16 protein-coding genes and 1 tRNA gene are annotated in these 16822 nt (G+C 68.1%); 6 read left to right on the forward strand and 11 right to left on the reverse strand.

Annotation, left to right across the window (positions count from 1 at the left end):
* Positions 1 to 105: 105 nt before the first annotated feature.
* Complete coding sequence (locus tag C3E87_RS02585) at positions 106 to 1419, forward strand: APC family permease (RefSeq protein ID WP_076058894.1); 1314 nt, start codon at positions 106 to 108, stop codon at positions 1417 to 1419.
* A gap of 30 nt (positions 1420 to 1449) precedes the next feature.
* Here the strand turns inward: C3E87_RS02585 and C3E87_RS02590 are convergent, their stop codons facing one another.
* Positions 1450 to 1833, reverse strand: a complete 384-nt coding sequence (locus C3E87_RS02590; protein ID WP_143570861.1) for a nuclear transport factor 2 family protein — start codon at positions 1831 to 1833, stop codon at positions 1450 to 1452.
* Between the two features lie 147 nt (positions 1834 to 1980).
* Between C3E87_RS02590 and C3E87_RS02595 the strand changes: the two genes are divergently transcribed.
* Positions 1981 to 2388, forward strand: coding sequence for an HNH endonuclease (locus tag C3E87_RS02595; protein WP_076059509.1), 408 nt, complete (start codon positions 1981 to 1983; stop codon positions 2386 to 2388).
* Between the two features lie 190 nt (positions 2389 to 2578).
* On the opposite strand, the gene C3E87_RS02600 is transcribed toward C3E87_RS02595, so the two are convergent.
* Positions 2579 to 2655 (reverse strand) — tRNA-Pro (locus C3E87_RS02600).
* A gap of 162 nt (positions 2656 to 2817) precedes the next feature.
* Here C3E87_RS02600 and C3E87_RS02605 point away from each other — a divergent pair.
* From C3E87_RS02605 to C3E87_RS02615, 3 genes are read left to right on the forward strand one after another with little or no spacing between them, the layout of a single operon-like run.
* Entirely contained in the window at positions 2818 to 4104 is a 1287-nt protein-coding gene (locus C3E87_RS02605; protein WP_076058896.1) for an NAD(P)/FAD-dependent oxidoreductase, read from the forward strand.
* Between the two features lie 11 nt (positions 4105 to 4115).
* A complete protein-coding gene (locus tag C3E87_RS02610; RefSeq protein ID WP_076058898.1) occupies positions 4116 to 4436 on the forward strand; it encodes a TusE/DsrC/DsvC family sulfur relay protein in 321 nt (106 codons plus the stop codon).
* A gap of 12 nt (positions 4437 to 4448) precedes the next feature.
* Positions 4449 to 5078: a DsrE/DsrF/DrsH-like family protein gene (locus C3E87_RS02615; protein WP_083665342.1), complete on the forward strand. Its 630-nt coding sequence runs from the start codon at positions 4449 to 4451 to the stop codon at positions 5076 to 5078.
* Here C3E87_RS02615 and C3E87_RS02620 read toward each other — a convergent pair.
* The 6 genes from C3E87_RS02620 to prcB form a co-directional block, all read right to left on the reverse strand.
* Entirely contained in the window at positions 5060 to 6679 is a 1620-nt protein-coding gene (locus tag C3E87_RS02620) for a SulP family inorganic anion transporter (RefSeq protein WP_158069032.1), read from the reverse strand. The genes C3E87_RS02615 and C3E87_RS02620 overlap by 19 nt on opposite strands.
* Positions 6680 to 6883: 204 nt before the next feature.
* Positions 6884 to 8215 carry a ribosome biogenesis GTPase Der gene (gene der / locus C3E87_RS02625; RefSeq protein WP_076058903.1) on the reverse strand — a complete coding sequence of 444 codons (1332 nt, stop codon included), beginning with the start codon at positions 8213 to 8215 and terminating at the stop codon, positions 6884 to 6886.
* A 44-nt stretch (positions 8216 to 8259) separates the two neighbouring features.
* On the reverse strand, positions 8260 to 8916 hold the full coding sequence (gene cmk / locus C3E87_RS02630; protein WP_076058906.1) for a (d)CMP kinase: 657 nt from the start codon (positions 8914 to 8916) through the stop codon (positions 8260 to 8262).
* Positions 8916 to 9989: a prephenate dehydrogenase gene (locus C3E87_RS02635; RefSeq protein ID WP_076058908.1), complete on the reverse strand. Its 1074-nt coding sequence runs from the start codon at positions 9987 to 9989 to the stop codon at positions 8916 to 8918. Before C3E87_RS02635 ends, cmk begins: the two co-directional genes overlap by 1 nt.
* Positions 9982 to 10638 carry a proteasome subunit alpha gene (gene prcA, locus C3E87_RS02640; RefSeq protein WP_076058911.1) on the reverse strand — a complete coding sequence of 219 codons (657 nt, stop codon included), beginning with the start codon at positions 10636 to 10638 and terminating at the stop codon, positions 9982 to 9984. Before prcA ends, C3E87_RS02635 begins: the two co-directional genes overlap by 8 nt.
* A complete protein-coding gene (gene prcB, locus C3E87_RS02645; protein ID WP_076058914.1) occupies positions 10635 to 11417 on the reverse strand; it encodes a proteasome subunit beta in 783 nt (260 codons plus the stop codon). The genes prcA and prcB overlap by 4 nt, the downstream gene beginning before the upstream one ends.
* 21 nt (positions 11418 to 11438) lie before the next feature.
* Between prcB and C3E87_RS02650 the strand changes: the two genes are divergently transcribed.
* Positions 11439 to 11798 (forward strand): DUF3054 domain-containing protein, encoded by a 360-nt coding sequence (locus C3E87_RS02650; protein WP_076059513.1) that lies wholly within the window; start codon positions 11439 to 11441, stop codon positions 11796 to 11798.
* Here the strand turns inward: C3E87_RS02650 and C3E87_RS02655 are convergent.
* The 3 genes from C3E87_RS02655 to metH are packed head-to-tail and all read right to left on the reverse strand — an operon-like array spanning position 11721 to position 16805.
* A complete protein-coding gene (locus C3E87_RS02655) occupies positions 11721 to 12689 on the reverse strand; it encodes a tRNA (adenine-N1)-methyltransferase (protein ID WP_198928179.1) in 969 nt (322 codons plus the stop codon). The two genes, C3E87_RS02650 and C3E87_RS02655, sit on opposite strands and share 78 nt — an antisense overlap.
* Positions 12686 to 13351, reverse strand: a complete 666-nt coding sequence (locus tag C3E87_RS02660) for an HAD family phosphatase (protein WP_076058916.1) — start codon at positions 13349 to 13351, stop codon at positions 12686 to 12688. The genes C3E87_RS02655 and C3E87_RS02660 overlap by 4 nt, the downstream gene beginning before the upstream one ends.
* A complete protein-coding gene (gene metH / locus C3E87_RS02665) occupies positions 13341 to 16805 on the reverse strand; it encodes a methionine synthase (RefSeq protein WP_076059516.1) in 3465 nt (1154 codons plus the stop codon). The genes C3E87_RS02660 and metH overlap by 11 nt, the downstream gene beginning before the upstream one ends.
* Between the last annotated feature and the right edge of the window lie 17 nt (positions 16806 to 16822).

Here is a 16822-nt window from a genome sequence, read left to right on the forward strand (position 1 = left end):
CTCCACATTCTAGAACTCGGGTGAGCCTCCGAAGCAAGGGGCGGCAGGTGCCAACTCGGCATCGACGCGGTCGCCGTTGGCCCCCTCCGTGGCTAGCCTCAGGGGATGTCGAACGTCACGCACACGGCGCTCAACCGCTCCGTCACCACCCCCGCACTGTTCGCGTTCATCCTCGGGGACGTCCTCGGAGCAGGGGTCTACGTTCTCGTCGGCGTCATCGCGGCCGCTTCCGGCGGGGCGGTCTGGGTGCCGCTCCTGGTTGCGCTGGTCATGGCGTTGCTGACCGCCGGATCCTACGCCGAGCTGGCCACCAAGTACCCTCGGGCGGGCGGATCTTCCCACTACGCGAACCGGGCTTTCGGCCCGTTCGCGGGCTTCCTCATCGGCTACTGCATGCTCGCGGCGGGGATCGTCTCGGTCGGTGCACTGGCGCTGGGCTTCGCCGGAGACTATCTCGGCGAGTTCCTGACCCTGCCGGTGCCCGTGACCGTCATCGTGTTCCTTGGGCTGCTCGCCGCCCTGAACGCGTTCGGCATCAAGGAGTCCCTGTTCGCCAACATCATCGCCACCATCATCGAGGTGGGCGGCCTGGTGCTGGTGGTTGTCCTGGGATTCATGGTCATCGCCCGCGGTGATGCGGACCCGTCGAGACTCACTCAGCTCGGCACCACCGAGAACGGCCCGCTCGCTGCTGTTCTCGCAGGAACCGTGCTGGCGTACTACTCGTACGTGGGTTTCGAGACCTCAGTCAACGTCGCCGAGGAGACCAAGGACCCCGCGCGCTCCTACCCGCGCGCACTGTTCGGGGCGTTGCTGGTGGCGGGCCTCGTGTACGTGGGCGTCGGCGTCGCCGCCAGTGCGATCGTGCCCACCGACCGGCTCGCGGCATCGACCGGTCCTCTGCTGGAGGTGGTGCGCGCTGCAGGCGGGGTGCCTCCGGTGCTGTTCTCTGTGATCGCCCTGGTCGCCGTCGCGAACGGCGCGTTGTTGACCGGCATCATGGGCTCGCGGCTGGCCTACGGCATGAGCCGCGACAGGTTGTTGCCGTCGTTCCTGTCGAAGGTGCTTCCCGGCCGGAAGACGCCGTGGCTCGCCATCGTCGTCACCACAGGCTTGTCGGTGGTGTTGGCGCTGCTCGGTTCCATCGAGGTGCTGGCCTCGACGCTGGTGTTGTTGTTGCTGGTGGTGTTCACCGCCGTCAACGCGGCCGTCCTGGTGCTGCGCAAGGACGCGGTGGCGCACAAGCACTACCGCGTGCCGCGCGTGCTGCCAGTCCTGGGCATAGCCAGTTGCGTCCTGCTCGCCACACAGGTGGAGGGAGAGACATGGTTGTTCGGCCTCCCCATGCTCGCCCTCGGTGGGCTGCTGGCCCTCTTCGCGCGGAGGAACGTGCGTGCGACCGCTCGTGCCGAGGCCTGACAGCCCCTCACGCGTGGCTCCGCACGGCAGCTAAGCCTGCTGCCGCAACTTCCAGAAGCTGTCCTTACGGACGATGAGCCCCTCGTCGTCGAACGTCCAGAGGTCACAACCCCGCACCTCGATGCGCTCACCCGACACGGTTGTGCCCGTGATCGTCCATTCGGAGGCGCCCCGATGGCCGGCGACGAAATGGCTGCCGCCGGTGTACCGCACATCAGGAATGCCTTCGAAGCGGGCTGCGAGGCCGCGCCGGACCTCGTCGCGTCCGACGAACCGACTCCCCCAGGGATCCTCTCCACGGGGCGACTCGAAGACGCAGTCCTCTGCGAAGTGGCCCATGATGGCGTCGAGATCGTGCCTGTTGAACGCGTCGAGAACCTCATGCAACGCCGCCACCTGTGACTCGTGGGACACGGCGCCTCCCTACTTCCATGTGATCGCCTGAGTCGCGATCTGTTTCTTCAAGGGTCCGCCGCTACCAGCCATTGCGCCACACCGCGTGATCCGCGGATCGCGCGGGGCAATCCGACGCGAATCATGTGGTCGCAGTACCGTTGGACGGTGCCCGCACGCCACAAGTTCTTAGCCGCACGACGGTCGGCGGCCAACCGAGCACGCTATGCGAAGAGACGACAGCGCAGGCTGGACCGCGTCGACAACGACCTCACTCCCGCCCAGTGGGCCGATCTCGTCGACGCCTGGGGAGGCTGTGCCTATTGCGGACAGCACGGAGTGCCGCTGCAGCGAGACTGCATCCACCCGATCTCACGCGGTGGCCGCTATACGCTCGACAACGTGGTCCCGGCGTGCGGATCCTGCAACGCGAGCAAACACAACAGTGAAGTGACGAGTTGGCTCAGGCGGAAGAAGTACGACGAGCGCACATTCCTGCTCCGGCTCGCAACGATCCGCGTCGCGCTCCTTGCCGAACCCACGCCCGTACCGCCGCCTTCAGAAATGCCGGAGTAGTACTTTCGCACGGGCTCTGACCACACCGCGGGCGGGGCCTTACCGGGGTGGGCGCACCTTGGCGGGCTCAGGTCCAACGGTGGCCGATCGCGCCTGTCCTCTTCACACGCCCGGCGTGCTTGGCCCTGTGAGCAACAGGCACGTAAAAGGGCCTTGTCCACCGGATTTCCGGTCTGACAAGGCCCTTTGCTGGTCGGGCTGACAGGATTTGAACCTGCGACCCCTTGACCCCCAGTCAAGTGCGCTACCAAGCTGCGCTACAGCCCGCCCGCTGCCGTGAGGCAACTCGGATAGCTTAGCGCCTCTCGCCGCGGTGCGCACATCGAGGCCGACCCGTACCGGAAATGCGCCGACTGGTTGACCAATTCCCCGGCGCGACATACGGGGCGGGGTATAGAATCGTGAGCATTCCTACTCATGGAGGTCTCAATGAAGAGGCTGCTCATCCTCGGTGGGGGCACCGCGGGCACGATGGTGGCCAACAAGCTGCGCGCCGTCCATCCGCCAGAGGAGCTCGCCATCACGGTGATCGACCGCGACAACGATCACCACTACCAGCCGGGCTACCTGTTCCTGCCGTTCGGCATCTACACCCCGGACAAGATCGTGGAGCCGCGCCGCCGGTACCTGCCACGCGACGTGGATCTCGTCCTCGGCGAGATCGACCACATTGCCATCGACAGCAGGACTGTGCTCCTCGCCGACGGTCGCGAACTGCCGTGGGACACCCTCGTCATCGCCACGGGCGTTCAGCCGAGACCGGACCTCACGCCCGGGGCGGACAGCCCTGACGTCCACCACTTCTACGATCTGCCCGCCTCCATCGCCCTGCGCGACGCCATGCGGGATTTCAGAGGCGGCCGCCTCGTCATCCACCTCACCGACATGCCCATCAAGTGCCCCGTCGCGCCGCTCGAGTTCACCTTCCTGGCCGACGGCTTCTTCCGGGACCGGAAGTCGCGACACAAGGTGGAGATCGTCTACGTGACCCCGCTCGACGGGGCGTTCACCAAGCCGGTCGCCTCCAGGGAGCTTGGGTCGATGTTCGCCGAACGCGACATCGCGTTGGAGACGGACTTCGCCGTCGAACGCGTCGACACCGACGCGAAGGAACTGGTCTCCTACGACGACCGGCGGATCCCCTACGACCTGTTGGTGTCCATCCCCCTGAATCTCGGCCCGGAGTACATCTCGCGTTCAGGCCTGGGGGACGAGCTCAACCTCGTGCCCTGCGACCAGCAGACCATGCGGGCGGATGCCCATCCGGACATCTTCGTGCTGGGCGACGGCGGCACCCTGCCGACATCGAAGGCCGGGTCGGTCGCGCATTTCTCGGTCTACGTGTTCATGGACAACTGGCCGCACTACCTGAAGGGCGAGCCCCTCCCCCACTCTTTCGACGGTCACGCGAACTGTTTCATCGAGACGGGCCACGGCAGGGGCATGTTGCTGGACTTCAACTACCAGACGCAGCCCTACACCGGCACCTTCCCCCTCCCGGTGGTCGGGCCGATGCGGCTGCTCGGCGAGTCGCGCTCGAACCACCTGGCCAAGCTCGCCTTCAGATGGGTCTACTGGCAGCTGCTCCTCAAGGGCCGGCCGCTGCCGTTCACCACGGACATGATGCTGCTCGGCAAGCGCCTCGAAGGCGACTCCGCCGGGCTCACCCTCACTCAGTGGGCACGCAAGAAGCTGCCCCTCGGCACCCGGAGTTGAAGGAGAATCCCGTGCCACGCACACGCATCGACGGCGGCCGCGTCATTGACGTCAACGACGAGGGCTTCCTCACAGACTACGAACAGTGGGACGACGACCTCGCCCGCGTCCTGGCAGGGTACGCCGGCCTCGACGCACTGACCGACGACCACTGGAAGGTGCTGCGCTTCCTGCGCAGCGACTACCCGGAGCGGCAGGAGACGGCGACCCTGCGCCGCACGTCGGTGGTCGGTGGCTTCGACATGAAGGAGTTGTTCCGTCTCTTCCCCGGCAAGCCGGCCAAGAAGATGTCCTATATCGCCGGGCTCCCCAAGCCCAAGGGCTGCGTCTAGAAAGGCCGTGCCATGACCGAGATCCTCGACCACCCCATCATCCCCGACTTCGGCCCGGCGACCGCCCGGCCCCCGTCGTCCAACGATTCGACGGAGGGCAAGGCACGGCTGAAGCCGTCGGACTTCGCTGCCCCCGCCGTCGGGACCGAGCCCGCGGGGCAGCCCCGCAAGATGTGCTTCATCGCCTCCAAGGGCAACCTGGACATGGCCTACCCCGCGCTCATCATGGCCAACGCGGCGTTGGGCGAAGGCATCGAGACCCACATCTTCTTCACGTTCTGGGGCTTCGACCTGGTGACCGAACGCACGATGGACAACCTGAAGTTCACCATGCTCGGCAACACCGCCATGCACCTGCCGATGGCGCCGTCGATGCCGGTGTGGTCCGGCATGGGCGCCATCCCCGGAATGACGCGGATGGCGACCAAGATGATGACCAAACAACTCGATGACCTGGAGATTCCAGGGGTGCGCGAGTTCCTCGACATCATCGTGGCGGCCGGAGGTCACCTGTGGGGCTGCAAACTCAGCTTCGACATGAACGGCCTGGCCATGTCCGACCTCTATGAAGGGGTGGAGGACGTGATCTCCGCCTCCGACTTCGTCGAACTCAGCGCTGGAGGTCAGATCATCTTCGTCTGAACCACGCCGGTGCGCAGTTCGTCGTCGATCCAGGTCAGCGCCTCGGACAGTTCCTTGACGTGATGGCGCTGCTGGGTGGCGCCCATCAGCACCGAGGTGCGTCGCTGGCTGTTGTTCATGCCCTGGATGACGTAGATGACGTGACGTCGGCGCAATCGCCGCAGCGCGGTGTCGAGCGCCACGGCGCCGGACGCGTCGAGGATGCGCATCTGGTGACAGCGGATGATCACCGCCGCGGTGCGGTCCCCCAGGTCGTTGACCTCGTCGATGAATCGCTGCGCGTTGCCGTAGAACAGCGCGCCGTCGACCCGGAAGATGGCGACGGCATCGCGCAGGTGCTCCTGCTCCGCGTTCCAGTCCACGACGCCCTCCATCGTGGTGGTGGGCAGGTTCTGCCGGGCCACCACGGAGTAGGTGGCCATGTGCCGCAGGCTCATCACGGCAGCCATCAGGAGCCCCAGCAGCACGGCGGCCACCAGGTCCAGCAGGACGGTGGCGGCGAAGGTGAGCAGGAACGTGTTGCGATCCGCCCTGGTGACGGTGAGCATCGTGCGGCCCAGGCGCAGGTTGATCATGCGCCCGGCGGTCACCAGGAGCACGCCGCCCAGCGCGGCCATCGGCACGGTCGCCACGATGGGCGCCAACAGCAACATGACGGCCAGCAGCATCACGGCGTGCGTCACCGACGACAGCCGGGTACGGGCCCCGGATCGGACGTTGACGGCGGTCCGGGCGATGGCGCCCGTGGCGGGCAGGCCACCGAAGAGCCCCGACGCGATGTTGGCCAGGCCCTGGCCCATCAGCTCGCGGTCCGGGTTCGTCGGAGAGAGGTCCGGGCGCATCCCGTCGGCGACCCTGGCGGACAGCAGCGACTCGAGCGCGGCCAGCGCCGCGATGGCGAGCGCCGGCCCGGCCAGGTCCTGCAGCATCCCCATGGTGAAGTCCGGCACGCGCGGTGAGGGCAGGCCGGTGGGCAGCGCCCCGATGGAGTCCACCGTGATGGGCATCAGCACGACGGCGACTGTGGCGATGATGATCGAGATGAGCGCGAGTGGCCATTTCGGCACGTAACGCAGGCCCACCAGGTGCAGGGCGATGACCGCCACCGCCACCGCCAGGGGCTGCCAGGCGTGGCTCCAATCGGCCTGCTGGATGGTCTGCCAACCGGCGACCAGGGTGGATTCCGACGTGCCGCGTGGGGCGTCGAGGATGAGCGGCAGCTGCTGAAGGGCGATGATCACGCCGATGCCCATCGTGAACCCCTCCACCACAGGGAAGGGGATGAACTCCACGGATCTGCCGACCGCAGTGATGGCCATGGCCACCACGATGATGCCACCCATGATGGCGAGCAGGGGGATCACGCCGAGGCCGTACTTGGCGATGACCGGAAGCAGTACTACGGTCATGGCGCCGGTGGGGCCGGAGACCTGCAGGTGGGAACCGCCGAACACGGCAGCGACGATGCCCGCGACGATGGCGGTGACGAGGCCGGCCGCGGCACCCGCCCCCGAGGCGACACCGAAGCCCAGAGCGAGCGGAAGAGCCACGACACCGACGGTGATGCCGGCCACCAGGTCCTTCAGCCAGGAGTGCTTCAACCCCCCATAGTCCGCTGGCCCCGGCCAGAGGTTCCTCAGGTTGATGAAGTGTTCGCCCGCCAGCACTCGGTAGCGGCGTATCTGTTCCCTCGGCGTCAGGCGCTGAGTTTCAATCCGGAAATCCCGGTTTCCCATGTGGTAATCGCCTCCAGAGCGAAGCGTACTCCCCCCACCCCCGGGATCCGATCTCGCCTCCGCTTGGTGTCAGACGCGGTCCTTGCGCTTCTCACGAGCGCGGATCTGCACCTGGACGGGCGATCCCTCGAAGCCGAAGTCCTCGCGGAGGCGACGCTCGATGTAGCGCACGTAGGTCTCGTCCATCTTGCCGCTGGTGAACAGCGCGAAGGTGGGCGGGCAGTTCTGCGCCTGGGTGCCGAACAGGATGCGCGGCTGCTTGCCGCTGCGCACGGGGTGCGGGTGGGCGGCCGAGAGCCGGCCGAGGAAGGCGTTGAGCTTGCCGGTGGAGATGCGCGACTCCCAGCCTGCGGCGGCCGTTTCGATGGCCTTGCCGAGCTTGTCGACGTTGCGGCCGGTCAGCGCGGAGATGTTCACCGTCGGTGCCCACTTCCACGCCTGCAGGTCGCGATCCACCTCGCGTTCCAGATAGTAGCGACGCTCCTCATCGGTGAGGTCCCACTTGTTGAAGGCGATGACCAGGGCGCGGCCGGATTCCTCGATGTTGCTGAGGATCCGCAGGTCCTGGTCTGACACCGGCTCCGAGGCGTCGACCACCATGATGCACACCTCGGCGCGTTCGATGGCGGCCTGGGTGCGCAGCGAGGCGTAGTACTCGTGGCCGGAGGCCTCCTTGACCCGCTTGCGGATGCCTGCGGTGTCGATGAGGCGGTACACCTGCCCGCTGATCTCGACGAGCTCGTCGACGGGGTCCACGGTGGTGCCGGACACGTCCGACACCACGACCCGCTTCTCCCCCGCCATCTTGTTCAGCAGCGAGGACTTGCCCACGTTCGGCTTGCCGACGATGGCGATCCGGCGGGGCCCGCCGATCTCCTCGTAGGTCTCGCGCGGGGCCTCAGGGATGGCGTCCAGCAGTGCGTCGAGCATGTCACCCGAGCCGCGACCGTGCAGGGCGGAGACCGGGAACGGCTCGCCCAGACCCAGGTTCCACATGCTGGCGGCCATGACCTCGTGACGCTGGTCGTCGACCTTGTTCGCGGCGAGCACGACAGGCTTCTGGGAGCGGCGCAGCACGCGGACCACCGCTTCGTCCTCATCCGTGGTGCCGACGGTGGCGTCGACGACGAAGAGCACCGCGTCTGCCAGCGAGATGGCCATCTCCGCCTGCTCCGCGATGGCGGCGGCCATTCCCGTCGCGTCGGAGATCCAACCGCCGGTGTCGACCAGCACGAACTCACGTCCGTTCCAGTTGGCGTCGTACGAGACGCGGTCACGCGTGACGCCAGGCTGGTCCTGGACCACGGCTTCCCGGCGACCGAGGATACGGTTGACCAGCGTCGACTTGCCGACGTTGGGTCGGCCGACAACGGCCACGATGGGCTTGACGGTCTCGGTCACGGGAGCCTCCTGAAGAGAGTGGGCAGCGCCCCAGCCTAGTCGAATCAGCTGGGCGGTGTGAGCGCGACGATTGCGTCGACGACTTCCGAGGGTGTCAGGAAGGTCGAATCGATGACCGTCACGCCCGCTGCGGCGTCGGTGAAGTTCGACACCGTGGAGTCGTCGCGGTCACGGCGGAGTACCTGGTCGGTCACCTCGGCGGCGGTGGCCCTGCCCTCCACCTCGGCGGCGCGCCTGGCGACCCGTGCGGAGGGATCCGCCACCAGCAGCACCCGAACGTCCGCGTCAGGCGCCACGACCGTGGTGATGTCGCGGCCCTCGACGACGATGCGCCGGTCGTGCTGGGCGATGACGGTGCGCATCAGTTCCGTGAGCAGCCGGCGCACCTCGAGGTTGGTGGCGACCGTCGAGACGGCGGCGGAGATCCGCGGCTCGCGGATCTCGTCGGTGACGTCGTGACCGTTGATGTGGAACGTCGGCGACTCCGGGGTGGTTCCGCACACCAGCGCGGCGTCGGCGACGAGCCGGGCCACCTCGTCGACGTCGGCCCCCTCGGGATAGCGACGCAGGTACTCGGTGGTCGCCGCCCGGTACATGGCGCCGGTGTCGAGGTACCCCAGGCCCAGCCTTCGGGCCAGCAGTTTGGCGGTGGTGGACTTGCCGGAGCCACTGGGCCCGTCGATGGCGATCAGCAGGGACATCAGGCACTTCCTCGGTTGGATGACCACGCACCCCAGCCGCGCTCCAGCAGGGTGGCGCGGAGCTTCTCGGCCACCTCGCTTTCGACGGAGATCTGCAGGTAGCCGACCTCGCGGACCGGGTCGTGGGTGATTTCGAAATCCTCGACGTTGAAACCCAGCTCGCCGATATCGGTGAACAGGCGGCCCAGGGCGCGCGGTTCATCGGGGATCTCGACGGTGACCTTGAGCAGGTCGAGGGGGTTCTGGCCGTGCTTGCCGAGCAGTGAATGGGCGCCGGTGCGCCCAATGGCCAGGAAGCGCTCCAGGTCTTCCGGGTGGTCCAGCACGCTGATGAGGTGCGCCAGGTCCGTGGCGACCTCCTCCAGTTCGTGGCGGACGGCGTCGGCGTTGGAGACGATGATCTGGCGCCACAGGGACGGGTCTGAACCGGCGATCCGGGTGACGTCGCGGATTCCCTGGCCGGCGAGGCGCAGGTTGTCGGTGGGCACCTCACGGAGGTGGCTCGCGGTGAGGATGCTCATCAGGTGCGGCACATGGCTGACCTGCGCCACGGCCTCGTCGTGCAGGTCGACCGGCATGGTGACCACGCGGGCCCCCACCTCCTGGGCGAGCTTCTCGATGCGGGCCACGTCCTCCGGCAGGTTCCCGTCCTGGGGGGTGACCACCCAGGTGCGGTCCTTGAAGAGGTCGGCCGATGCGGTGAGCGGCCCGGTGAACTGCGAGCCGGCCATGGGGTGCGAGCCGACGTAGCGGCGGTGCTCCGGCGCCAGCTTCACCACCGCCTCGAGGATGGGGGCCTTGACCGAGCCGACGTCGGTGATCACCGCGTGCGGGAACTTCTCGAGGGTCTCAGCGACGAGGCTGGGGATCACCTCCGGCGGGGTGGCGACCACCACGATGTCGGGGTTGTCGGTGGCCTCATCCGAGATACGGCCGGCGCCTAGCCCCGCGGCCACCAGCGAATGGGCGGCGACGATGTCCCAGAGGATCACGTCGTAGCCGGCGCGCGTGAGGGCCAGCCCGAGCGAGGAGCCCACCAGGCCGGCGCCCAGGATCAGTACTGATTCAACCACGGGCCACCTCGTCCCGGCTGAGGCGGCGGAAGGTGCGGCGGCGGCCCGCACCGCGCTCCAGCACCGCGACCTCGAGCTGGTCCGAGTGCAGCGCGTTGCCGGCCAGAGTGACGGCGTCGCCCAACGGTGCGTCGGGGGTGAAACCGGCCCGCACCACCTCGGCGACCCGTTCGGCGTCACCGCCGATGACCGCGAGTTCCTGCTCGTCGGTGATCACGCCGTCGTAGCTGATCCGGTACAGCACGTCGCCGGTGGGCTCCTCCCCCAGCTCCGCGACGATCAGCTCCACCTCGTAGGGCTTCTCGCCGCCGGAGGCGAACGCGCCACCCAGCAGCTGCGAGTAGGCGCCGGCCAGGCTGCGGCCCGTCACGTCACGGCGGTCATAGGAGTAGCCCCGCAGATCCGCGTGCCGGATCCCGGCGATCCGCAGCGTCTCGAACTCGTTGTACCGGCCGACCGCTGCGAAACCGATGCGGTCGTAGATCTCGGCGACCTTGTTCAACGTCGTCGAGTGGTTCTCCGCCACCATCGCGATCCCACCGGCATAGCGCAGAACCACGACGGCGCGCCCCCGTGCGATGCCCTTGCGGGCGAACTCCGCCCTGTCCATCATCTGCTGCTCGGGACTGACATAGAACGGCAGGCTCACAGCGCGTACCCCCTCGGGCCGTCGGGACGCGCGGTGCGTGCCGCGACGATGGTGTGGGCGAGTTCCCGCACGCCCTCTTCGGACCACCGGGCGACACCGGCGGCCGAGGCCCGCAGCACGAGCGGGAAGATGCCGCGCGTGAGGTCGAGGCCGGAGGTGGCGGAGTCGTCGTCCGCCGCGTCGTACAGCGACTGCAGCAGCGCCGCGACGGCCGAATGCTCGTCGGCGTCCGGGTCGTGCAGCTTCTTCAACGCCCCGCGGGCGAAGGCGGCGCCTGATCCGACGGAGCAGTACTGGTGCTCCTCGTAGCGGCCACCGGTGGCGTCGTAGGAGAACATCCGGCCGCGCATCGCACGCTCGTCCCAGCCGACGAACAGGGGCAGTACCACCATGCCCTGCATCGCCTGGGGGAGGTTGGCCCGCAGCATGGAGCTGAGCCGGTTCGCCTTGCCGTCGAAGCTCAGCTGCGTACCCTCGACCTTCTCGAAGTGCTCCAACTCCACCTGGAACAACCGCACGAGTTCGACGGCCAGCCCAGCCACGCCTGCCACCCCGATGATCGACAGGTCATCGGCACCGAAGACCTTCTCGATGTCGCGCATGGCGATCGCGGTGCCCATGGTGGCGCGCCTGTCGCCCGCCATCACCACTCCGTCGCGGTAGCGGGCCGCCACGATCGTGGTGCCGTGCACGGCAGGCATGGCGGCACCGCCGGCGGCGGGGAGGGTCTCCGGCGCCACCTGCCTCAGGTACTCCATGAAGGAGGGGCTGTCCATCATCACCCTTCTATAGTGGCTGGCATGAAGCGAGTCGTGCCAATCATTGTCGATCTGGTCTGCGTACTGGTGTTCGCCGTCGTCGGGCGGGCCTCCCACGGCTTGGACCTGTTCGGCGTCCTCGCCACAGCTTGGCCGTTCCTGCTGGCCTGCCTCATCGCCTGGGCTGCGGTGGCGATGACCAAGGTGCCCTTCGCCGGTTGGCGGGAGGGGCTCATCGTGTGGAGCGTGACGCTCGTCGTGGGCATGGTACTGCGCGTCGTCTCGGGCGACACCGCGGCCTGGGCGTTCGTCCTGGTGGCCGCGCTATTCCTGGCCGTCACCCTCATGGGTTGGCGCTTCGTCTGGAGACTGAGCCGCCACCGGAGCGCCCGCACCGCCTAGGTCTGCGGGGATGTTCGCCGGACGGGGCCCCGTGTAGTCGGGGCCGTAGGCACCGGGGGCCGGCCGACGGCTGCGCATGGGCGCCTGCTGACCCGGCGCCAGTCGTCGGGAGATCGCGAGGAACCCCGTGTGGCTCGACGTGCCGTGCCCTGGCCGGATGGCCAGACCCTCGGCGTGCCAGTCACGCACGGTCGTCTCGGTGAGCTGCGGCTCGGTGAAACCGCCGTGGGCGCGCAGGGTGTCGGCCACGCGTCCCAGTTGGGTGGCCGTGGCCACGTAACACACCAGCACGCCGCCGGGGACGAGACGCTCCCCCACTGCCTCGATGCACTCCCAGGGGGCGAGCATGTCGAGGATGGCCCGGTCGATCTCGTCGTCCGTGATGGCCTCGACGAGGTCGCCGACGGTCACCCGCCAGCCGGGGTGCTCCCCGCCGATGAAGTTGCGCACGTTGTTCTGGGCGACGTCGGCGAACTGCTCGCGCCGCTCGTAGGAGTGCAGGGTGCCCTCGGGGCCGATGGCCCGCAGCAGCGCCAGCGACAGCGCACCGGAGCCGACGCCGGCCTCCAGCACGCGCGCGCCGGGGAAGATGTCGCCCCACATGACGATCTGGGCGGCTTCCTTGGGGTAGATGACCGCCGCGTCGCGCGGCATGGCCACCATGTAGTCGTGGAGCAGCGGCCGCAGCGCCAGGTACTGCATGCCGCCAGCCGACTTGACGACGACGCCCTCGGGCCCGCCGATCAGCTCGTCGTGGTGCACCGCGCCCTTGGTGGTGTGCCACGTCGCCCCCTCCTTGAGGAGGATCGACTTGCGGCGGCCCTTGTTGTCGGTGAGCGTCACGCGCTCGCCGGGCTGCAGGGGTCCTCTGTGCACTCCCGACAGGTTCATGCCAGTTCCTTCCGTGCCCGCCATACGTCGACGAGCGTCTCCCAGGTGATGCCGTCGAGCCCTTCGCCGATGTGCATGCGGCGGTGCTGCTCGAGCGGCACAGAAGGCACAGCGTAGACGACGGCGCCCGAGGCGAGCGCGGACAGGGTGCCCGGCACGGAATCCTCCAGGATCACGACGTCCTTCGGCGACACGCCCAGGCGCTCCATGGCAAGGAGGTATCCCTCCGGGTGCGGCTTGGTCCTCTCCACGTCGTCGGAGGTGACGACGAAGGAGACGTGCTCGGGCAGCCGGTCGCGGGCCGCATCGAGGACGGACCCGCTGCTGGCGGTGACGATCGCGCAGGGGACGCCCAACGCCGCCAGCTCCACGAGCAGTTCGCGCGAGCCGGGCAGGTACGGGAGGTCGCGCTGACGGAGGTGATCGGCCACCCGCTGCAGGAGCGTCTCCAGCAGGCCGTCGATGTCGTCTGAGCCGATGGCTTCGGCGATCGTCGCGGCGGAGAGCCGCGCGTCCTGGCCGGTCATCGACTCCCACTGCTCGGTGGTGAACGTCACCCCGTGCTCGGCGAGCATCTGACGCTCGATCTCCTGCCACACGGGCTCGGTGTTGACCAGCGTCCCGTCGAAGTCCCAGAGGACGGCCTTCGGTTCAGCCTGCATTGAAGTACTTCGCTTCCGGGTGGTGCACGACGATGGCATCGGTCGACTGCTCAGGGTGCAACTGCAGTTCCTCGCTCAGCTCGACGCCGATCCGCTCCGGCTCCAGCAGTGCCACGAGCTTGGCGCGGTCCTCCAGATCCGGGCAGGCCGGGTAGCCGAAGGAGTAGCGCGAGCCGCGGTAGCCCTGCTTGCGGATGGCCTCCTCGATGTCGGAGGTGGCGCCGAAGCCCAGGTCCTGGCGGATCCGGTCGTGCCAGTGCTCCGCGAGAGCCTCCGTCAGCTGCACTGAGAGGCCGTGGAGCTCCATGTAGTCGCGGTACGAGTTGGCCTCGAAGAGCTTCGCCGTGCCCTTGGCCACCTCGGAGCCCATCGTGACCAGCTGCATGGCCAACACGTCCGGGCCGCGCTCAGCGGCCTCGTCGGCGTCGCGGAAGTAGTCCGCCAGGCACAGGCGGCGGTCACGGCGCTGGCGCGGGAACGTGAACCTCGTGACCTCCTTCTGCGGGTCCTCGGGGCTGCCGACGATCAGCGACTCCCCTTCCGAGTGCACCGGGAAGTAGCCGTACACCACGCCGAAGTTGGCGAGGTTCTCCGTCTTGATCCGGTCCATCCAGCCGCGCAGGCGCGGCATGGCCTCGGTCTCGACGATCTCCTCGAAGGACGGGCCTCCCCTGCTGCCCTTCAGGCCCCACTGGCCCATGAACGTGGCGCGGTGGTCGAGCCATGCGGCGACCTCGGCCAGCGCGATGCCCTTGACCACGCGCGTGCCCCAGAACGGCGGGGTGGGCACGTCGACGTCGCGGGCGACGTCGGAGCGGGTGCCCGGCTCGATCGGCACCTCCTCCACCTCCACCTTGGCATAGCGACGCTTCTTGGGCTCGGGCAGCTTCGCGCCCGGCACCCCCTGCTTCACGGCCATCACTGCGTCCATCAGCGCGAGACCCTCGAACGCGTCCTTCGCGTAGCGCACCTGGCCCTCGAAGATGTCGCCCAGGTCGTGTTCCACGAAGGTTCGGGTGAGCGCGGCGCCGCCGAGCAGCACCGGGTACTTCCCCGCGAGGCCCAGCCGGTTGAGTTCGCCCAGGTTGTCCTTCATCACCAGCGTCGACTTCACGAGGAGCCCGGACATGCCGATGGCATCGGCACTGTGCTTCTCGGCGGCGTCGATGATGGCCTGGATGGGCTGCTTGATGCCGATGTTGATGACGGTGTAGCCGTTGTTGCTGACGATGATGTCGACGAGGTTCTTGCCGATGTCGTGCACGTCGCCACGGACGGTGGCGAGCACGAGGGTGCCCTTGCCTGTGTCGCTCTCCGACTTCTCCATGTGCGGCTCGAGGTGCGCCACGGCCAGCTTCATGGTCTCCGCGGACTGGAGCACGAACGGCAGCTGCATCTGGCCGGAGCCGAACAGCTCGCCCACCGTCTTCATGCCGGCGAGCAGGTCCTGGTTGATGATGTCGAGCGCCGGCTTGTCCCTGAGGGCCTCGTCGAGGTCTGCGGTGAGGCCCTTGGCCTCGCCGTCGATGATGCGGCGCTGGAGGCGCTCCTCGAGGGGCAGCGCGGCCAGTTCTGCGGCGCGAGAGGCGCGGGCGGAGGCCGCGGTGACGCCCTCGAACAGGTCCAGGTACTTCGAGAGCGGGTCGTAGCCCTCGGAGCGGCGGTCGTAGACCATGTCGAGGGCGACCTGGCGCTGTTCCTCCGGAATGCGGTCCATCGGGAGGATCTTTGCGCTGTGCACGATGGCTGAGTCGAGGCCTGCCTGCACGCACTCGTGCAGGAACACGGAGTTCAGCACGATGCGGGCAGCCGGGTTCAGGCCGAACGAGACGTTCGACACGCCCAGCGTGGTGCGCACGCCCGGGTACAGGCGCTTGAGCTCACGGATGGCCTCGATGGTCTCGATCGCGTCGCGGCGCGTCTCCTCCTGACCGGTGGCGATGGGGAACGTGAGGCAGTCGACGAGGATGTCGCCCACGTCCATGCCCCAGTTCTTCGTGAGGTCCTCGATGAGGCGTGACGCGACGCGCACCTTCCATTCGGCTGTGCGGGCCTGGCCCTCCTCGTCGATGGTCAGCGCGACGACGGCGGTGCCATGCTCCTTCACCAGCGGCATGATCCGCCCGAAGCGTGACGTGGGGCCGTCACCGTCCTCGTAGTTGACCGAGTTGATGATCACGCGGCCCGCCAGGTGCTCCAGGCCCGCGAGCAGGACCTCCGGCTCCGTGGAGTCGAGCACGATCGGGAGCGTGACCGCAGTGGAGAGGCGGGAGGCGAGTTGCTTCATGTCGGCCACGCCGTCGCGGCCGACGTAGTCGATGCAGAGATCGAGCACGTGCGCCCCGTCGCGGGCCTGGGACTTGGCGATCTCGACGCACTCATCCCAGTTCTCCGCCAGCATCGCGTCACGGAAGGCCTTGGACCCGTTGGCGTTGGTGCGCTCGCCGATGTTGAGGTAGCTGGCGTCCTGTTCGAACGGCACCTCGATGTAGAGCGAGCTGGCCGAGTTCTGCGGCTGGGGGTCGCGCGGGGCGACCTCACGGCCGCTGTAGCGCTCAGCGAGGAGACGGATGTGCTCGGGCGTGGTGCCGCAGCAACCGCCGATGACCGCAAGCCCGAACTCGTCCAGGTAGGTGCCCAGGGCGTCGGCGAGGCCATCGGGGCCCAGCGGGTAGCGGGCACCGTCGGCCGTCAGTTCCGGGAGACCGGCGTTGGGCATGGTGCCGACGGCGATCTTGGCGTTGCGGGCGAGGTGACGCAGGTGCTCGCTCATCTCGGCGGGACCGGTGGCGCAGTTGAGGCCGATGCAGTCCACTCCCAGCGCCTCCAGCGCCGTGAGCGCGGCGCCGATCTCGGAGCCCAGCAGCATGGTGCCGGTGGTCTCGACGGTGACGTTGACGAGGATGGGCAGGTCGACGCCCGCCTCCGCCGCGGCCCGCTGCGAGCCGATGATGGCGGCCTTGGCCTGGAGGAGGTCCTGGCAGGTCTCGATCTGCACCGCGTCGATGCCGCCGCGGATCATGGCGGCCACCTGACGCTGGTAGGCGTCGCGGATGGCGGCGAACTGGACGTGCCCGAGCGTGGGCAGCTTGGTGCCGGGGCCCATGGAGCCCAGGACGAAGCGGGGCTTGTCGGTGAACTCGTCTGCCACGCCGCGGGCGATCCGCGCGGAGGCCTCAGCAAGTTCGTCGAGGCGCTCGACGATGTCGTACTCAGCAAGCGCAGCCAGGTTGGTGCCGAAGGAGTTGGTCTCAACGGCGTCTGCGCCGGCTTCGAAGTAGGCGCGGTGGACGGAGGCCACGATGTCGGGCCTGGTCACGTTGAGGATCTCGTTGCAGCCCTCGAGCCCCTGGAAGTCGTCGTCGACACTGAGGTCACCGAACGACTGCAGCATGGTGCCCATCGCCCCATCGGCAACAAGCACACGACGATTCAACAGGTCTCTCAGATCAATAGCCACCGGGCAAGGCT

The sequence above is a fragment of the Tessaracoccus sp. ZS01 genome, assembly GCF_022342445.1.
GTDB lineage: Bacteria > Actinomycetota > Actinomycetes > Propionibacteriales > Propionibacteriaceae > Arachnia.